The sequence below is a fragment of the Cellulomonas alba genome (assembly GCF_030362835.1).
Taxonomy (GTDB): domain Bacteria; phylum Actinomycetota; class Actinomycetes; order Actinomycetales; family Cellulomonadaceae; genus Cellulomonas; species Cellulomonas alba.
The window spans coordinates 256081-273477 of record NZ_JAUCGQ010000002.1 but is presented as its reverse complement, the minus strand read 5'-3'; the positions used below and the strand labels follow the sequence as shown (position 1 = coordinate 273477).

The window sequence follows — 17397 nt, the reverse complement described above, 5'->3', positions numbered from 1 at the left end:
ACCCTACGAAGCGCCTCCGACACGCGCCTCGGGATTCCGAATAGTGACCCGAGGTAACGACCTCGGGTCACGGCCGCGAGGGTCGACGCGCGCGGGGTGGTTCGTCAGACGCCCGTGCGGGCCGTCTTCGTGTTGCTCGCCTGCGCGCGCGGTCGGACCACGAGCAGGTCGACGTTGACGTGCGGCGGCCGGGTCAGCGCCCACGTGATCGCGTCCGCGACGTCGTCCGCGACGAGCGGCTGGAACCCCGCGTACGTCGCCGCCGCGCGCTCGGCGTCTCCGGCGAACCGCACCAGCGAGAACTCCTCGGTCGCGACCGCGCCGGGCGCGACCTCGATGACGCGGATCGGCTCGCCGACGATCTCCCAGCGCAGCGTCGTCGCGAGCATGCGCTCGGCGTGCTTGGCGCCCGTGTAGCCCGCACCGCCCTCGTAGGCGCCGTGCGCCGCGGTCGACGTCAGGACCACGACGTCGCCACCGCCCGCGGCGCGCAGCAGCGGCAGCACGGCCTTCGTCACCTGCAGCGTGCCGAGCACGTTCACCTCGAACATCGCGCGCCACTGCTCGACGTCGGCCCTCTCGACCGGGTCGAGGCCGAGCGCGCCGCCCGCGTTGTTGACGACGGCGTCGAGGCCGCCGCTCGCCTCGAGGTGAGCCGCGAGCCGCTCGACTGCCGCGGCGTCGGTGACGTCGAGCTCGAACGGCTCGGCCCCCGTCGCGGCCGCGAGCGCCTCCAGACGGTCGAGCCGCCGCGCCGCCGCCACGACGGACCAGCCCTCGGCGCGCAGGCGCCGCACGGTGGCGGCACCGATCCCGGACGATGCGCCCGTGACGAGCGCCCGCCGGGGCGCGGTCGGCTCGGGCGTCGGGTTCGGCTCGGTCACGGTGGCCTCCAGCAGCGGGGACGAGTGTCGGCGCCCATCCTCCCGCGTCACCCGGGCGCGACATGACGCACCCGGGCGAGATCAGGCACGCCAGGCGAGATCAGCCACGCCGGGCGAGATCAGGCAGGCCGGGCGAGATCAGGCACGCCGGGCGAGCGATCCAGCGCTCCGGACGACTGATGTCGCCCGTCTCGCGGCGACCACCGCGGCCGACGAACCCGGCGCGGCGGCCTTAGGCTGACCAGCGGAACCCGGCCGGACGTGGCCGGGGACGCCGGCCGGACGTGGCCGGCCCTCCCGCGGCGCGACGTGCACCGCCTCCCTCCCCCGCGCTGCGGCCCCGCGGCGCGCCCCCGGACCCGGAGCCGAACCCGTCCATGCCGTCGCACCGCCTCCGCGCGCTCGCCGCGCTCACCCTCGTCACCGCCGCCCTGCCCCTCGCCGCCTGCTCCTCGGCCTCGGACGCCTCGAATGGCCCGAGCGCGCCGAGCGCCTCCGGCCCGAGCGCCGCCCCGTCGTTCGCCCCCGTGACGCTCGACAACTGCGGCACGAAGGTCACCGTCACCAGCCCGCCGCAGCGGGTCGTCACGATCAAGTCGTCGACCACCGAGGCGATGCTCGCGCTCGGCCTCGGCGACCGGCTCGTCGGCACCGCGTTCGCGGACGGGCCCGTGCCGGCCGACGAGAAGGCGGCGTACGACAAGGTCCCCGTCCTGTCCGACACGGTGCCGGGCCAGGAGTCGGTGCTCGCGACGAGCCCCGACTTCGTCTACGCCGGCTGGGAGTCGAACTTCTCCGCACAGGGCGCGGGCGACCGTGCGGCGCTCGCCAGGCTCGGCATCGGCACGTACGTGTCGCCGTCGGCGTGCAAGGAGAAGGGGTACCAGCCGGACCCCCTGACGTTCGACGACGTCGACGCGGAGATCCGCGAGGTCGGACGCATCTTCGGCGTCCCGGACCGCGCCGAGGCCCTCGTCGCGCGGGAGCACGAGACGCTCGCCTCGGTGACCAAGCCGGCGACGCCGCCGAGGGCGCTCTGGTGGAGCTCGGGCAACGGGACCCCGTACGTCGGGGCCGGCATCGGCGCGCCGCAGATGATCATGGACGCCGCCGGCCTGACGAACGTGTTCGCGGGCGTGCACGACACGTGGACGAGCGCGGGGTGGGAGGACGTCGTCGCGGCGGACCCCGACGTGATCGTGCTGGTCGACGCGTCGTGGAACCCCGCGGAGGCGAAGAAGAAGGCGCTCGCGGCCAACCCGGCGACGGCGGCGCTGCGCGCGGTCAAGGAGCAGCGGTACGTCGTGCTCCCGTTCGCCGCGACCGAGGCCGGGGTGCGGAACGCCGAGGCCGTGGCGTCGATCGACGAGCAGCTCGCGAAGCTGGGGTCGTGACGACCGACGTCCGGGCCGGCGGCGCGACGCACCCGGCGGTCGCGGCGGCCGCTCCGGCGCGACGGCGCGTTCCGCTCGCGGTGCTGGTCGGCGGCGGCGTCCTCGCGGTGGTCCTGACGGTGCTGGTGTGCGTCGCCATCGGGCCCGCGCATCTCGGCGTGGGCGAGGTCGCGCGCTCGATCGCGCACCACCTGGGCCTCGACGTGGCGCCCGTGCCTCGGCTGCACGACGCGATCGTGTGGGAGCTGCGGCTGCCGCGCGTGCTGACGGCCGCCGCGGTGGGTGCGGGGCTCGCGCTGTCGGGAGCCGTCATGCAGAGCCTGACGCGCAACCCGCTCGCCGACCCGTACCTGCTGGGGCTGTCGTCGGGCGCGTCGCTCGGCGCGGTGGCCGTGCTCCTGCTCGGTGTGACGCTGCTGCTGCCCGTCGCGGCGTTCGCCGGGGCGCTGCTCGCGCTGACCGCGACGCTGACGCTCGCGCGCAGCGGCGGGACGCTCACCCCGTCGCGCGCGGTGCTCGCAGGGCTCGCCGTGTCGCAGCTGTGCGCGGCGGGGACGTCGTTCGTCGTCTTCTGGACCGCGAAGGGCGACTCGTACCAGGAGATCCTCGCGTGGATCCTCGGCTCGGTGGCCGGTGCGACATGGCAGTCGGTCGCGATCGCGGGCGTCGCGCTGGTGGGCGTCGGGACGGTGCTGCTGACGAGCGCGGTGCGGCTCGACGCGTTCGCGTTCGGCGACACCGCGGCGGCGGCCCTCGGCATCGACGTCGACCGCACGCGGTGGACGCTCATGACGCTCGTCGCGCTGCTGACGGGCGCGATGGTCGCCGTCAGCGGCGCGATCGGCTTCGTCGGGCTCGTGCTGCCGCACGCCGTCTCGGCGCTGACCGGCCCGCTGCACCGGCGGCTGCTGCCCGTCGTCGCGCTGGCCGGTGCGGTGTTCCTGACGTGGGCGGACACGCTGGCCCGGACGCTGTTCGCGCCGCGCGAGCTGCCGGTCGGCATCGTCACCGCGCTCGTCGGCGTGCCGGTGTTCGTCGTGCTGCTGCGGCGTCGCGGAGGTGCGGCGTGGACGTGACGATCGCGAGCGTCGGCGCGCAGCTGGGCGGCCGATGGGTCGTCGACGGCGTCGACGCGACGCCTCCGACCGGCGTGCTCACGGGCCTGCTCGGCCCGAACGGCGCAGGCAAGACCACGCTGCTCCGGCTCGTCGCCGGGCTCCTCCCGCCGGCGGCGGGCGCGGTGCTCGTGGACGGCACGCCGGTGCACGCCCTTGCGCGCAGGGAGCGTGCGCGGCGTGTCGCGCTCCTCGAGCAGGAGTCGTCGAGCGCCGTGCCGTTGACCGTGCGCGACGTCGTCGCGCTCGGGCGCACGCCGTACCGCAGCCTGTGGGGCACCGACCCGGACGAGGGCGCCGTCGATCGCGCGCTCGCCGCGGCATCCGCCCTCCCGCTGGCCGACCGCGCGTGGGGCTCGCTCTCGGGCGGCGAACGGCAGCGCGTGCACATCGCGCGGGCGCTCGCCCAGGAGCCCGAGCTGCTGCTGCTCGACGAGCCGACCAACCACCTCGACGTCTCGGCCCAGCTCGCGCTGCTCTCGTTCGTGCGCTCGCTCGGCCGGACGACCGTCGCGGCGCTGCACGACCTCAACCTCGCCGCGGCGTACTGCGAGCACGTGCTGGTGCTCTCCGCCGGACGGCTCGTCGCGTCGGGGCCACCCGGCGACGTCCTGACGCCCGCGCTCGTCCGCGACGTCTGGGGCGTCGACTGCGACGTCCTCGAGCACCCCCGGACGGGACGCCCGGTGATCGCGTTCCACGACGTCGACGCCACCGCGGAGGTGCGGGCATGAAGGTCACGGTGCTGTCGGGCGGTGTCGGCGGGGCGCGGTTCACGCGCGGCCTGCTCGCGCTGCTGCGCGACCGCCTCCCGGACGGGGTCGGCGGGACGACCGCGTCCGTCACGGTCGTCGCCAACACCGGGGACGACATGTGGCTGCACGGCGTGCGCGTCTGCCCCGACCTCGACACGCTCATGTACACGCTCGGCGGCGCGGTCCACGAGGAGCAGGGCTGGGGCCGCCGCGACGAGAGCCGGCGCGTGTCCGACGACCTGCAGGCGTACGGGCTCGGCTGGGAGTGGTTCACGCTGGGCGACCTCGACCTCGCGACGCACCTGGCGCGGACCGAGCTGCTGCGCCGCGGGCTGCCGCTCTCCGAGGTGACGGCTCGGCTCGCGTCGCGCTGGGGGCTCGGGGTCCGGCTGCTGCCGGCGACCGACTCGGAGGTGGAGACGCACGTGCTGGTGGACGGCGGCTCGATCCACTTCGAGGAGTGGTGGGTGCGCCACCGCGCCGCTCTCCCGGCCCGCGGGTTCGAGCAGGTCGGGCTGGTCGGGTCGGTCGCCGCGCCGGGCGTCGTGGAGGCGCTCCAGGACGCGGACGTCGTCGTGCTGCCGCCGTCGAACCCGGTGGTGTCGGTCGGGACGATCCTCGCGATCCCCGGCGTCGGCGAGGCGCTGCGGGCGACGACCGCGCCCGTGGTCGGCGTCAGCCCGGTGATCGGCGGCGCGCCCGTGCGCGGCATGGCGGACGCATGCCTCACCGCGATCGGCGTCGAGACGGACGCGGCCGCGGTCGCGCGGCACTACGGGCGGCGCGTCGACGGCGGGGTGCTCGACGCGTGGCTGGTGGACACCGCGGACCGGGCCGCGGCAGACGCGCTGCGCGACGACGGGTGGACCGTTCGCGCGGTGCCGACGCTGATGACCGACGTCGCCACGACGGCGCAGATCGCGGCGGACGCCCTCACGCTGGTGGACCGCCTGCCCTGACGGGTTGCGCCTGCGCGTCAGCCCAACGGCCCGACCGCGGCCGCGCGCGCGAGCCACGCCGTCGTCCGTGGGCCGGTGGCGAGCTCCTGCGCCGCACGCAGGTCGTCCGGGACGTCGACGTCGTGCCGCAGGGTCGACGTGCGCGGGACGTCCAGCTCGACGTTGCCGGCCGCCGCGTGTGCGCGCGCGGAGCCCGCACCGAAGCGCGGGTCGAGCTCCGCGCCCGGCGCGACGGCGAGCAGGGTCGTCCCGGTGCCCTGCGCGTCGGCGACGAACGCGCCGAGGTGCGGGGCCGCCGCGTGGAGCGCCTCGGCGAGGTCGTCCGCGCGCAGCCGCGGCAGATCGCCCAGCAGGGCGGCGACGGCTGCGTCCGGCTCGAGCCGGCGGCCCGCCGCGGCTCCCGCCCGCAGGGCCGCGTTGAGCGGATCCGGGCTCGGGTCCGGCTCGTCGACGACGTCGATCGGCGCCTCGGCCTCGTCCGACGCCGCGACGAGGGCTCTGCGGAGCGGGTCGTCGGCCGTCACGACCACGACCCGACGAACCCCCACGGTCGACCGCGCGGCCGCGATCGTGTCGAGCGCCATGGCCCTGACCAGGTCGGCGCGGTCGTCGTCCGTGAGCAGGCCGGCGAGGCGCGACTTGCCGTGTGCGGCCGGCTTGACCGGCACGACCACGACCCACCCGAGCGACGTCACGCGCCCATTGTCACTGGTCGTCCGGCCGGGCGGGTGCCGGCGCTGTGCGTCGCGGACGGAGAGGGATCGCGCTCGTCGCTCCGAGCGCGCTGGCGCCATGCTGCCACCGCGCTGCTACCGTGTGCGGGTCCGTGCAGCGTGGAGAGGAGGTGTCCCCATGAAGGTCTCGACGTGGGTGCTCCTCCTCGGGGACACGGTCGGACGATAGGTCGTCCGGGAGCGCCTCATCCGCGCACTCCCGAAAGGCACGACCATGCACGTCACCTCAGAACAACGCCTCGGCGACGTCCTCGAGCGCGAGTTCACCCTCGGCGAGATCCCGGGCATCCTGTGGACGCCCTCCTCCGCGTCGGCGTCCAGCCCGGTGCCGCTGATCCTCCTCGGGCACCCCGGGCGGATGCGCCAGATGTACCCGCGCCTGTTGGGCCGGGCACGCAGCGCAGCCGAGCAGGGCTTCGCAGCGGTCACCGTCGAGCTGCCCGAGTCCGGCGAGCGCCCGGCGTCCCCGGCCACCGAGCAGGCGCGCGCCGACCTGCGACGCGCCGTCCTCGCCGGAGAGGCGCCCAGCGAGGACGTGATCGATCGCCTCGTCCTCCCCCTCGTCGACACTGCGGTGCCCGAGTGGCAGGCAACCCTCGACGCCGCCCTCGACCTGCCGGAGGTCGGCGGGCCCGTCGGGTACTCCGGCGGCAACGTCTCGATCGGGACACGCCTGGCACTCGTGGAGCCGCGCATCGTCGCGGCCGGCCTGTTCGCGGGCAGCTTCGTGCCGCGGAGCATCCTGGCGGAGGCGCAGCGTGTGACGATCCCGCTGCACGTGCTGCTCCAGTGGGACGACGAGAACAACGACCGCGAGCGGTCGCTCGAGCTGTTCGACGCCTTCGGCTCGGCGGAGAAGACGCTGCAGGCCAACATGGGCGGGCACACCGGGGTCCCGGCGCACGCCGGCGAGGACGCCGCCCGCTTCTTCGCGCGGCACCTCGCCCCGGCGCCCGCCGCGACGTGATGCCGGGGCCGCCGCGCGGCGGTGACGTGTCCTGAACGCGCGGGCCCCGGTCGTGGGGCGGAGCCGGTTCGCCGCCTCACGAACGGGGGGCCCTCGTGCGCCGCAGCGGGGCCACCGGGCTCCGCTGCCGGCCTGGCCGATGCCAGGATGGCGACATGACGCTCTGGATGACCGGCGACGCGGACGCCGACCGGCTGCTCGACTCGGACCCGTTCGCGCTGCTCGTCGGCATGCTGCTCGACCAGCAGTACCCGATGGAGGCCGCGTTCTCCGGCCCCGCGAAGATCCTGGCGCGGTTCGGCACGCTGGACCCCGCGCGCATCGCGGACGCCGACCCGGAGTCGTTCGCGGCGCTGTGCACCACGCCGCCCGCGATCCATCGCTACCCCGGCTCGATGGCGGGCCGCGTCCAGGCGGTCGCGCGGGTCGTGGCGGACGAGTACGACGACGACGTCACCCAGCTGTGGACCGCCGGGTCGCCCGACGCCACGGCCGTGCTCGCGCGGCTCAAGGCGCTCCCGGGGTTCGGGGACCAGAAGGCGCGCATCTTCCTGGCGCTCCTGGGCAAGCAGCGGGGCGTGACGCCGGACGGGTGGCGCGAGGCCGCCGGCGCCTACGGCGAGGAGGGGTCGCGGCGGTCGATCGCCGACGTCGTCGACGCCACGTCGCTCGGCGAGGTCCGCGCGACGAAGCAGGCGGCCAAGGCCGCGGCGAAGGCCGCGAAGGCCTAGGCCGGCGCGGCCGCGTCAGCCCTGCGGCTGCCCCGCGAGCTGCGCGGACTGGCCCGTGGCACCGGGCTGCCCCGCGCCGATCGGCTCGGCGATCACCGCGGTGCCGTACGCGCACACCTCGGAGAACCGGTCGATCGAGTCGGTGTCGAACCGCATCGCGACGATCGCGTTCGCGCCGCGCTGCTGCGCCTCCGCCGCCATGCGGTGCATGACCTCCTGGCGGCTCTCGTACATGATCTTCGTGTACTCGGGGATCTCGCCGCCGCCGATCGAGCGGAAGCCGGCGGTGATGCTCGTCCCGATGTTCAACGAGCGGACGGTCAGGCCCATCACCTCGCCGAGCACGGCCTGGATCCGGTAGCCCGGGATGTCGTTCGTCGTCACCACGATCACGCGGGCGATCCTGGCACGGCGACGATCGGCGCCGGCGGCACCGCGCGGGTGATCCGTCGGGCCGGCCGCCGCCGCGTCAGCTCTTGGCGGCGACCACCGCGTGCGCCGCCGCGTCGACCTTCGCCGCGAACGCGGCGTCGCTGCGCGCGCGGCCGAGCACGGCCTGGACGGCGGCGTGCGTCACGGACGGGTCCTTCGAGACGAGCACGAGGTCGACGCCCGCGTCGATCGCCTGCACCGCCCGCTCCCCCGGCGTCCATGCCTCGACCTGCGCGGCGGCGGAGAGGTCGTCCGTGATGACGAGCCCGCGGAACCCGAGGTCGCCGCGCAGCATGTCGGTCACGACGACCGGCGAGAACGCCGCGGGCCGCGAGCCGTCGATCCTCGAGTACACGGCCGTCGAGACCATGACGAGCTCCGCGCCCGCGTCGATGCCCGAGCGGAAGACGTCGACCGAGGCGCCGTGCCGGGTCGTGACGCCGTCGGTGACGCCCGCGGTCGTGTCGGTGTTGCCGGTCACGCGGCCCAGCCCCGGGAAGTGCTTGACGGCGACGCCGACGCCCTCCGACCGCAGGCCCGCGGAGAACGCGTTCGCGCTGCCCGTCACGCTCGCCGGCGTGTACCCGTAGTTGCGGTGCAGCTGCCCGACGGGCGGGTTCGTCGCCGCGGCGGCCGCCCCGGGGACCAGGTCCATGACGGGCGCGAGGTCGAGGTTCACGCCCGCGGCCGCCAGCTGACCGCCCCACGTCGCAGCCCGCGAGCGCAGCGTCGGCGTCGACCACCCGGCCTGCGTCATCGCGTCCGGGATGCGCGCGAAGCCCGGCCCCTGGAGCGCCTGGACGAGCCCGCCCTCCTGGTCGGTCGCGACGAACATCCGCGTGCCATGGGTGGTCTCGGGCGAGACGAGGGACGTCATCGACCGGACCAGGGTGCGCGTCGGGCCGAGACCCGCGGTCGTCCGGCCGTGCAGGAACACGTTCCCGACGTGGTCGTCGCGCACCGCGCGGTACGCGACCTGCTGCGGCTTCGTCAGGTCGACGCCGACCATGAACAGCTGGCCGACCTTCTGCTCGAGCGTCCAGCCGGCCAGCGGGTCCGCGGGCTCGGTCGGGCTCGCGGTGGGCGTGGCCGAGCGGGTCGGTGTCGGCGTCACCGTCGCAGTGGGCGTCGGGGTCCGCGTCGCCGTGCCGGTCGACGTCGGGCCCGCCGTGGGCGGACCCTGCCGGAGAGCCTGCGCCGCGGCGACGCCCGCGACCACCACCAGCACGACGATGACGCCGACCACCACCGCCCGACCCCGCCGCGTCATGCGGCACACGGTACGAGGCCGGCCTGAGGCTCACGCCCCTCGGCGCCCGCGCGTCGCGGCTCGATCCACCTGGCCCGCGGGCACGCCGGCGCCCAGGTCGACGTGCCGGCCGGGACGTGGCCGGCGCCCATGCGTCGCGGGTTGGCGCCCCGCCGGGCGGCCGGGTCGACGTCCCGGCCGCGGTGGGCGCTACGGCTGCTGCTGCTCCGGACCCGCCTCCGCCGCGAGGGCGTCCTTCCAGCCCGCCGCGTACGCCTCGGCGCTGCCCTGCGCGAACATGTCGGCCTCGCCCAGTCGGACCAGCGCCCGCGCGCCCGGCCCGTCGTCGTCCGTCACGAGGTGCGCGAGACCGCGCACGACCGCGAGCGGCCGCCCGGTCGCCTTGCCCTTGACCAGCTCGGCCGCGGCGGCCACCTCGTCGGCGACGGCGGCGACCGTCATGACGAGCAGGCGGCCGAACGAGTCGACCTGCCCACGGAGGTCGTCGAGCACCTGGATGCCCGCGGCGCCGATCGCGATGTCGGTGAGCCCGTCGCGCCACGGCCGCCCGGCGGTGTCCGAGACGATCACGCCGAGCCGGACGCCGAGCGCCTCGCCGAGGCCGGCCCGCAGCCGGCGCGCCGACTCGTCCGGGTCGACCGGCAGCAGCAGCACGGTCCCGGCGGGCGTGTTGCTCGCGTCGACCCCGGCGGCCGCCATGACGAGGCCGAGCCGGTTCTCGACGATCCGCGTGACGCCGCCCGCGTGCTCGCGCGTCGCGACGACGCGCACCGTCTCGTCGCTGATCGCCTGCTCGCGGTCGGCCGCCGCGACGTACCGGCCCTCGGCCTTCGACACGACCTTGCTCGTGAGGACCAGCACGTCGCCGTCCTCCAGGGGCTCGCCGGCGCGCAGGACGCCCGCGAGCAGCGCGACCAGGTCGTCGCCCGGCGCGATCTCCGGCAGCCCGTCGGGCGCCCAGACGCGCAGCTCGGCCGTCATGCCCGGACCACCGTCGTCATCGCGGCCACCCTCACCGCGCCAGCTTCGGCAGCACGTCGCGGCCGAACACCTCGACCCACTCGCGCTGGTTGCGTCCGACGTTGTGCAGGTAGATCCGGTCGAACCCGAGGTCGACGTACTTCTGGATCTCGGCGCGGTGGGCGTCCGGGTCGGCGGAGATGACCATGCGCCCCTCGAAGTCCTCGGGCCGGACGAGCTTCGCCATCTGCTCGAACTCGAACGGCGACCGCACGTCGCCCTTCGGGAACTTCATGCCGCCGTTCGGCCACTGCTGCATCGCGTTCGCGAGAGCCTCCTCGTCGGTCGGCGCCCACGAGAGGTGCAGCTGCAGCACCTTCGGCATCTGCTCGGGGTCGCGGCCCGACTCGCGTGCGCCCTCGTCGAACTTGGCGAACAGGCCGCCGATCTTCTCGAGCGGCGCGCCGACGGTGATGAGCCCGTCGGCGTGCCGGCCCGCGCGCTTCGCCGTGACGGGCCCGGCGGTCGCCACGAGGATCTCGGGCGCCACCTCGGGCATCGTCCAGAGCCGGGTCGACTCGAGCTTGTAGAACTGCCCGGCGTGCTTCGTGTCCTTGCCCGCGAGCGACGCCGAGAACAGCTTCTTGATGATGTCGATGGCCTCGAACATGCGGTTGATCCGCTCGGGCGCCTCGGGCCAGTACTGCGCGACGATGTGCTCGTTCAGCGCCTCGCCGGACCCGAGCCCGAGCCAGTGCCGGCCCGGGTACATCGCCGCGAGCGTCGCGCTGGCCTGCGCCACCATCGCCGGGTGCCACCGGAAGGTCGGCGCCGTGACGCCGGGGCCGAGGTCGCCGCGCGTGCGCTCGCCGACCGCCGTCAGCACGTTCCAGACGAACGACGCCTGCCCCTGCGCGGGCACCCACGGCTGGAAGTGGTCGGCCGCCATCACGCCCGAGAAGCCGTGCTCCTCGGCCAGGGTCGCGACGTCCACGATGTCGCGCGGGTGGAACTGCTCGAGCGCGGCCGCGAGCCCGACCGTCAGACCGTTCGTCACTGGGTGTCCCTCTCCGTCGCGGGCCTCGTCTCGCCCGCCGACCGCCCGGCGCTGCCTGCGCACCGGCCTCTCGGCGACCCTAACCCTCGCGCCGCCGGGCTGTCGGTCCGGCCCGGCGCCTGACCGGCGGCCGAGCGCGGCGGCCCGGCCCCGACCGCGCAGCACGACAGGATGGGCGCCGTGCGGGTCGTGCTGCGGTGGCGCGAGACACCCGACCCGGCGTCGGGCGAGACCCGCCGTGGCGTCGCGGACGCCCGGCGGGCGGTGGCCGACGCGCTCGTGCGGGACACGGTCGCGCACGTGCACGGCGTCGATCCCGAGGGCGTCGTGACGACGCGGCGGTGCCCGCGGTGCGGGAGCGCGCGCCACGGGGCGCCCGTCGCGCGGGTGCGCGGCGTCGGGGAGGTCGGGGTGTCGCTGAGTCGCGCCGGGTCGCTCGTGGTGGCGGCGGTCGCCGACGGACCGGTCCTCGGACTGGGGGTCGACGTCGAGCGCGTCGGCACCCGCACGGCCGGGCTCGCGGACCTCCTGGCCGGCGGACGCGACGGCGGGGCGCGCACGGGTCCGGAGCGCGGGCCGGACGTGGACGCGGTCGCGGCCGTCGCGCACGCCGACCGGGTGCGCGAGCCGCGGGCGGACGCGCCGGCGACCGTCGAGGACGACCCCGCGGTCCTGCGCCGCTGGGTCCGGGTCGAGGCGGTGCTGAAGGCCGCCGGTGTCGGCCTCGCGGTCGACCCGGGCGACGTCACGGTCGAGCCGCCGCACCGCGTGCTCGTCCCGGCCCCGCTCGCAGCCCCGGGCTGGTGGGTCGCGGACGCGGACGCGGTGCCGGGCTGCGTCGGCGCGGTCGCGCTGCGACTCGGCGCGCGCGGCCCGGGCGACGCGCCGACGCTCGACGCCGGGCCGGGCTGACGCGCTCGCTCAGCGCGGGAGCGTCGGCAGCGTCGCCTGGTGCAGCCAGGGCTCGAGCACCTCGTCGACGCGGCGCCGCGAGACCGCGGACGCGCACTCCACGAACGCCTCGGTCGTCACGGACCCGTGCCGGTACCGCCGCGTCCACTCGCGCAGCGTCGCGAAGAACGCCGCGTCGCCGACGGTCCGGCGCAGGGCGTGCAGCGCGAGCGCTCCCCGCTTGTAGAGCCGGTCGTCGAACATCCGGTCGCGGCCCGGGTCGCCGATGACGAGGTCCTGCGGGAGCCGCGCCAGCCGGTCGTGCGCGGCGCGTGCGAGCACGTCGGCCGAGCGCCCGCCCGACGCCTGCGACCACAGCCACTCGGCGTAGCAGGCGAACCCCTCGTGCAGCCAGATGTCGCGCCAGTGCGCGACCGTCAGGCTGTTGCCGAACCACTGGTGCGCGAGCTCGTGCGCGACCAGCCGCTCCGACCCGCGCCGGCCGTCGAGGTGGTTGGCGCCGAACACCGACAGACCGTGGGCCTCGAGCGGGATCTCGAGCGCGTCGTCCGTCACGACCACCGCGTACTCGCCGAACGGGTACGGCCCGAACAGCTCCTCGAACACGTGCAGCATCTCGGGCTGCCGGCCGAGGTCGTGGCGGGCCACCTCGCGCAGCCGCAGCGGCACCCACGCGACCTGGCGCACGGGACCCGGCGCGAGCTCGAGGGGCTCGTACCGCCCGACCTGGACCGTCGCGAGGTAGGAGGCGGTCGGCTCGGGCTGGTCGTACACCCACCGCACGCGGCTCGCCTTCGCGGTGCGTGAGACGAGCCGGCCGTTGCACACCACGGCGTAGCCCGCCTCGGTCGTGACCGTGATGCCGAACGTCGCCTTGTCCGCGGGGTCGTCGTGGCACGGGAACCAGGACGGCGACCCGTCGGGCTGACCCGCGACGATGACGCCGTCGGTGAGCTCCTCCCAGCCGACCTCGCCCCACGGCCCGACGACCGGCCGTGGCTGCCCGGTGTACTGCAGCTCGACGACCAGCGCCGACCCGGGCGGGATCACGCGGTCCGGCCGGATCAGCACGCGCCCGTCTCGGTGGGTCCAGCGCTCGGGCCGCCGGCCGTCGACGAGCACCTTGGTGATGCGCAGGTGGGCCAGGTCGAGCGAGAACCGGTCGAGCGCGCGTTGTGCGGTCGCGTGCACCCGAGCCCGGGCGTCGAGCCGGTTCGAGGCGACGCGGTAGTCGAGCTCCAACTCGTAACGCGAGACGTCGAGCCCGCCGTCGCCGCGCCGCGGCTGGTAGGGGTCGGCGTCCGTCATGCGGGCACCGGCACGACCGGGTTCCCCGTCCACGTCGAGCCCGCCGGGATGGCCTCGCCGCGCAGCACCAGCGACGCGGGCCCGACGGCGGCGCCCGCGCCCAGGCTCGCGGCGGGCAGCACGACGCCGTGCGGGCCGAGGCTCGCACCTGCGCCCAGCGTGACGGTGTCGATGCTCATCACCCGATCATGGAACAGGTGCGTCTGCAGCACGCACCCACGGTTCACGGTGGCGCCGTCGCCGAGCGTCACGAGGTCCGCCTCGGGCAGCCAGTACGTCTCACACCACGTGCCGCGTCCGATCCGCGCGCCCAGCGCGCGCAGCCAGAGCGTCAGCGCGGGCGACCCGACCGCGGCCGGCCCGATCCACGGCACCGCGAGCGCCTCGACGAACGTGTCCGCGAGCTCGTTCCGCCACACGAACGAGCTCCACAGCGGGTGCTCCCCCGCGCGCAGCCGCCCGACCAGCGCCCACTTCGCGACGACGGCCAGCCCCGCGGCGACCGCAGCCGCGCCGAGCACGACGAGCGGCGACACCCAGGCCGCGGTCCCGACGCCGGCGGTCCGCACCACCGCGTCGAGCACGAGCAGCACCGCGACGCCGAGCCCGAACGAGCACGCCACCGGCACGAACCGGCAGAGCTCCACGACCGCGCGCGCGATCCGCAGCCGCGTCGCCGGCTCGAACGTGCGGTCCGCGTCGACGTCGGAGGCGGTGCGGCGCAGCCGCTCGGGCGGCGAACCGAGCCACGACGTGCCGGCCTTCGCGGCGGGCGGCGTCGCCGACAGCACCGCCACGAGCCCGCGCTTCGGCACGGCGCGACCGGGCGCGATCATGCCCGAGTTGCCGAGGAACGCGCGCTTGCCGACCTTCGCGGGCTCGACGTGCATCCAGCCCCGGCCCAGCTCGTACGAGCCGATCAGCGTGTCGTCCGCGAGGAACGCGCCGTCGCCGACGCTCGTCATGGTCGGCAGCATCAGCACGGTCGACGCCTCGACGTCGCGGCCCACGCGCGCGCCGAGCGCTCGGAGCCACACCGGTGTCAGCGTGCTGGCGTAGAGCGGGAACAGCGTGGAGCGAGCGTCGTCCATCAGCCGCTGCGTGGTCCACACCTGCCAGCCGACCCGCCCGTGCACCGGGTGGTAGCCGTCGAGCATCCCGCGGCCGAGCAGCCGCACCGCGACGCCCGTGACGAGCGCGAGCACGACCGACGCGACGGCCGCGCCGAGCGGGACGGCTCGCGCCGCGTCGCGAACCGCCTCGCCCCACGTCGCAGCGCCGCGCATGCCGATCCCGACCACGACGAGGCCCGTCACCACCGACACCACGGGCAGCGCGCCGACCGCAGCCGCCGTCGCCCCGTACGCGGCGACCCAGCGCCGCGACCGCGGGGCCCGCGCATGCGGCCAGCCCTCGCCCACCGGGTCCGCGAACGCGGCGGGCGAGCCCGCCCACAGCTCGCCCGGCGGGACCGACCCGCGGACCGCAGAGCCGGGCGCGACCTGCGCACCCTGGCCGACGCGCGAGCCCGGCGCGAGCACCGACCGGGTCCCGACCGTCGCACGCTTGTCGACGCGCACCCGCCCGACATGGAGCACGTCACCGTCGAGCCAGTGGCCCGTCAGGTCGACCTCGGGCTCGACCGCGCACCCGGCGCCGAGCGAGAGCAGGCCGGTGACGGGCGGGAACGCGTGCAGGTCGACGTCGGGCGCGACCTTCGCGCCGAGCGCCCGGGCGTAGAGCGTGGTCCACGGCGCGCACGACACGTTGCCCGCTCCCGCCGCGTGCGCCCAGCTCTCGACGAACCACAGCCGCAGGTGCACCGACCCGCCGCGCGGGTAGCGCCCGGGCCGCAGACCGCGCAGCATCACCCGCGCGACCAGCACCGTGCTGCCCATGCGGCCGAGCGGGCTCACGAGCACCACCCACCCGAGCAGCACCCACCACCACACGTGCGGGACGCTCGGCAGCCACGGCGCCGGCGCGACAGCGTCGAGCACCGCACCCGCGGCGAGCGTCCACGTCAGCCACCGCAGACCCACCAGCGCCGCGAGCGGCACCGCGGCGAGCCACTGCCACGCGCGCGCCGACGCGGGCACCGGCGCGACCGCGCGCGGCGTCGCGGCCCCGACCGGCTCGAGCTCGTCGAGCCGCCGCGCGAGCGCGCCGAGCCGCGGGTTCTCGTACACGTCCGCGACCGTCACGGTCGGGAACCTCTCACGCAGCGCTGACACGAGCTGCGCGGCCACGAGGCTGCCGCCACCGGCGGCGAAGAAGTCGTCGTCCGCCCCCGCGACGGGCGCCCCGAGCGCCGCGGTCCACCGCGTCGCCACCCAGGCCGCCGTCCCGCCCAGCGCAGCACCCTCGGCGCCGCCTGGGCCACCACCGGCCCCGCCACCCCCGGCCCCGCCGCCGACGCCCGGGAGCGGCCAGGGCAGCGCGTCCCGGTCGACCTTGCCGGAGCCGCGGGTCGGCAGCGTGTCGACCGCGGCGAGCAGCGGCACGAGCGCCGCGGGCAGCCGGTCGCGTAGCGCGACACGCGCCGCGTCGAGGTCGAGCGCGACGCCCGGCGCCGGCAGCAGGTACCCGACGAGGATCGCGGCGCCGCCGGGCGTCCGGCGCACCGCGGCCGCCGCCCCCGCCACGCCGACCAGGTCGCCCAGCGCCGCGTCGACCTCACCGAGCTCGATGCGCCGGCCGCCGATCTTCACCTGGTCGTCGGCGCGGCCGACGAAGACGAGCCCCTCGGGCTCGGCGCGCACGAGGTCGCCGCTCCGGTAGGCGCGCGCCCACCCGAGGGCGGGCGCCGCCGCGAACCGTTCGGCGTCCTTCGCGGGGTCCAGGTACCGCGCGAGCCCGACGCCGCCGATGACGAGCTCGCCGGTGCCGCCCGGCTCGACTGTCGCGCCGTCCGGACCGACCACCGCGAGGTCCCACCCGTCGAGCGCGTGCCCGATCCGCACGGGTCCGTCGCCCGTGAGCAGCGCCGCGCACGAGACGACCGTCGCCTCCGTCGGCCCGTACGTGTTCCACACCTCGCGGCCGGGCGCAAGCAGCCGGGCTGCGAGCTCGGGCGGCACGGCCTCGCCGCCGAAGATCAGCAGCCGCACGCCGGCGAGCTCCTCGGGCCGCCAGAGCCCTGCCAGAGTCGGCACGGTCGAGATCACCGTGACGCCCTGCGCGACGAGCCACGGGCCGAGGTCCATGCCCGTGCGGACGAGTGCGCGCGGCGCGGGGACGAGGCAGGCGCCGTGCGCCCACGCCAGCCACATCTCCTCGCAGCTCGCGTCGAACGCGACCGAGAGCCCGGCGAGCACGCGGTCGCCCGGGCCGAGCGGCGCCCCCTGCAGGAACAGCCCCGCCTCGGCGTCGACGAACGCGGCGGCCGAGCGGTGCGTGACCGCGACGCCCTTCGGGGTGCCCGTCGAGCCGGACGTGAAGATGATCCACGCGTCGTCACCGGGCTCGGGCGCCGTGACCGCCGCGCTCCGCCCCCGCGCCGCGCGCCACGCGTCGAGGTCGCCCTCCCCCACGATCAGCGCGACCTTCGCCTCCTCGAACACGAGCCGCGCCCGCTCGTCGGGGTCGTCGACGTCGACCGGCACGTACGCGGCACCGGACGCGAGCACCGCGAGGATCGCGACGTAGAGCTCGGCCGTCCCGGACGGCACCCGCACGCCGACGCGGTCACCGCGGCGCACACCGCGCCGCGCGAGCGCCGCGGCACCGGCGTGGACCGCGTCCGAGAGCTCGTCGTACGTCAGGACGGCCGTGCCGTCGTCGATCGCCGGCGCGTCCCCGTGCGCCCCGACGGTCGCGTCGAGCACGTCGAGGAGCGTGCGCGGGTGCGCGGCCCGGCCGGACCTCGAGAACAGCTCGTCGTCGACCACCCGTGCCCGGCGGGACCTCGGCGGGTCGC

General features: G+C 76.3%; 15 protein-coding genes. 7 read left to right on the top strand and 8 right to left on the bottom strand.

The features are described 5' to 3' along the window. Positions 1-104 precede the first annotated feature (104 nt). Positions 105-884, bottom strand: a complete 780-nt coding sequence (locus QRT04_RS14000) for an SDR family NAD(P)-dependent oxidoreductase (protein WP_289456120.1) — start codon at positions 882-884, stop codon at positions 105-107. 377 nt (positions 885-1261) lie between these two features. On the opposite strand from QRT04_RS14000, the gene QRT04_RS13995 reads away from it, so the two are divergent. Genes QRT04_RS13995 through cofD form a run of 4 tightly spaced genes read left to right on the top strand, consistent with a single transcriptional unit; the run spans position 1262 to position 5107 of the window. After that, a complete protein-coding gene (locus QRT04_RS13995; RefSeq protein ID WP_289456119.1) occupies positions 1262-2278 on the top strand; it encodes a putative F420-0 ABC transporter substrate-binding protein in 1017 nt (338 codons plus the stop codon). After that, positions 2275-3354, top strand: a complete 1080-nt coding sequence (locus QRT04_RS13990) for a putative F420-0 ABC transporter permease subunit (RefSeq protein WP_407653631.1) — start codon at positions 2275-2277, stop codon at positions 3352-3354. The genes QRT04_RS13995 and QRT04_RS13990 overlap by 4 nt, the downstream gene beginning before the upstream one ends. Then, positions 3345-4127, top strand: a complete 783-nt coding sequence (locus tag QRT04_RS13985) for a putative F420-0 ABC transporter ATP-binding protein (RefSeq protein WP_289456118.1) — start codon at positions 3345-3347, stop codon at positions 4125-4127. Before QRT04_RS13990 ends, QRT04_RS13985 begins: the two co-directional genes overlap by 10 nt. Further along, the gene (gene cofD, locus QRT04_RS13980; protein WP_289456117.1) at positions 4124-5107 is read left to right on the top strand and encodes a 2-phospho-L-lactate transferase; all 984 of its coding nucleotides are present in this window, start codon (positions 4124-4126) and stop codon (positions 5105-5107) included. Before QRT04_RS13985 ends, cofD begins: the two co-directional genes overlap by 4 nt. A gap of 17 nt (positions 5108-5124) precedes the next feature. Here cofD and cofC read toward each other — a convergent pair whose 3' ends face one another. Then, the gene (gene cofC / locus QRT04_RS13975) at positions 5125-5802 is read right to left on the bottom strand and encodes a 2-phospho-L-lactate guanylyltransferase (RefSeq protein WP_289456116.1); all 678 of its coding nucleotides are present in this window, start codon (positions 5800-5802) and stop codon (positions 5125-5127) included. 253 nt (positions 5803-6055) lie between these two features. On the opposite strand from cofC, the gene QRT04_RS13970 reads away from it, so the two are divergent. Together QRT04_RS13970 and QRT04_RS13965 are read left to right on the top strand one after the other, a co-directional pair. After that, on the top strand, positions 6056-6808 hold the full coding sequence (locus QRT04_RS13970; protein WP_289456115.1) for an alpha/beta hydrolase: 753 nt from the start codon (positions 6056-6058) through the stop codon (positions 6806-6808). Positions 6809-6963: 155 nt separating this feature from the next. Next, positions 6964-7539, top strand: a complete 576-nt coding sequence (locus QRT04_RS13965) for an HhH-GPD-type base excision DNA repair protein (RefSeq protein ID WP_289456114.1) — start codon at positions 6964-6966, stop codon at positions 7537-7539. 15 nt (positions 7540-7554) lie between these two features. Here the strand turns inward: QRT04_RS13965 and QRT04_RS13960 are convergent, their stop codons facing one another. The 4 genes from QRT04_RS13960 to QRT04_RS13945 form a co-directional block, all read right to left on the bottom strand. Then, positions 7555-7932 carry a YbjQ family protein gene (locus QRT04_RS13960; protein ID WP_289456113.1) on the bottom strand — a complete coding sequence of 126 codons (378 nt, stop codon included), beginning with the start codon at positions 7930-7932 and terminating at the stop codon, positions 7555-7557. A gap of 76 nt (positions 7933-8008) precedes the next feature. Continuing rightward, positions 8009-9241 (bottom strand): glycoside hydrolase family 3 N-terminal domain-containing protein, encoded by a 1233-nt coding sequence (locus QRT04_RS13955; RefSeq protein WP_289456112.1) that lies wholly within the window; start codon positions 9239-9241, stop codon positions 8009-8011. Between the two features lie 189 nt (positions 9242-9430). Next, positions 9431-10222, bottom strand: a complete 792-nt coding sequence (locus QRT04_RS13950) for a coenzyme F420-0:L-glutamate ligase (protein ID WP_289456111.1) — start codon at positions 10220-10222, stop codon at positions 9431-9433. 31 nt (positions 10223-10253) lie between these two features. Continuing rightward, complete coding sequence (locus QRT04_RS13945) at positions 10254-11258, bottom strand: TIGR03557 family F420-dependent LLM class oxidoreductase (protein ID WP_289456110.1); 1005 nt, start codon at positions 11256-11258, stop codon at positions 10254-10256. Positions 11259-11438: 180 nt separating this feature from the next. Here QRT04_RS13945 and QRT04_RS13940 point away from each other — a divergent pair, with 180 nt between their 5' ends. Continuing rightward, positions 11439-12170 carry a 4'-phosphopantetheinyl transferase family protein gene (locus tag QRT04_RS13940; protein ID WP_289456109.1) on the top strand — a complete coding sequence of 244 codons (732 nt, stop codon included), beginning with the start codon at positions 11439-11441 and terminating at the stop codon, positions 12168-12170. A gap of 9 nt (positions 12171-12179) precedes the next feature. On the opposite strand, the gene QRT04_RS13935 is transcribed toward QRT04_RS13940, so the two are convergent. Both QRT04_RS13935 and QRT04_RS13930 read right to left on the bottom strand, forming a co-directional pair. Then, entirely contained in the window at positions 12180-13478 is a 1299-nt protein-coding gene (locus QRT04_RS13935) for a M1 family metallopeptidase (RefSeq protein ID WP_289456108.1), read from the bottom strand. Next, a complete protein-coding gene (locus QRT04_RS13930; RefSeq protein WP_289456107.1) occupies positions 13475-17368 on the bottom strand; it encodes a Pls/PosA family non-ribosomal peptide synthetase in 3894 nt (1297 codons plus the stop codon). The genes QRT04_RS13935 and QRT04_RS13930 overlap by 4 nt, the downstream gene beginning before the upstream one ends. Between the last annotated feature and the right edge of the window lie 29 nt (positions 17369-17397).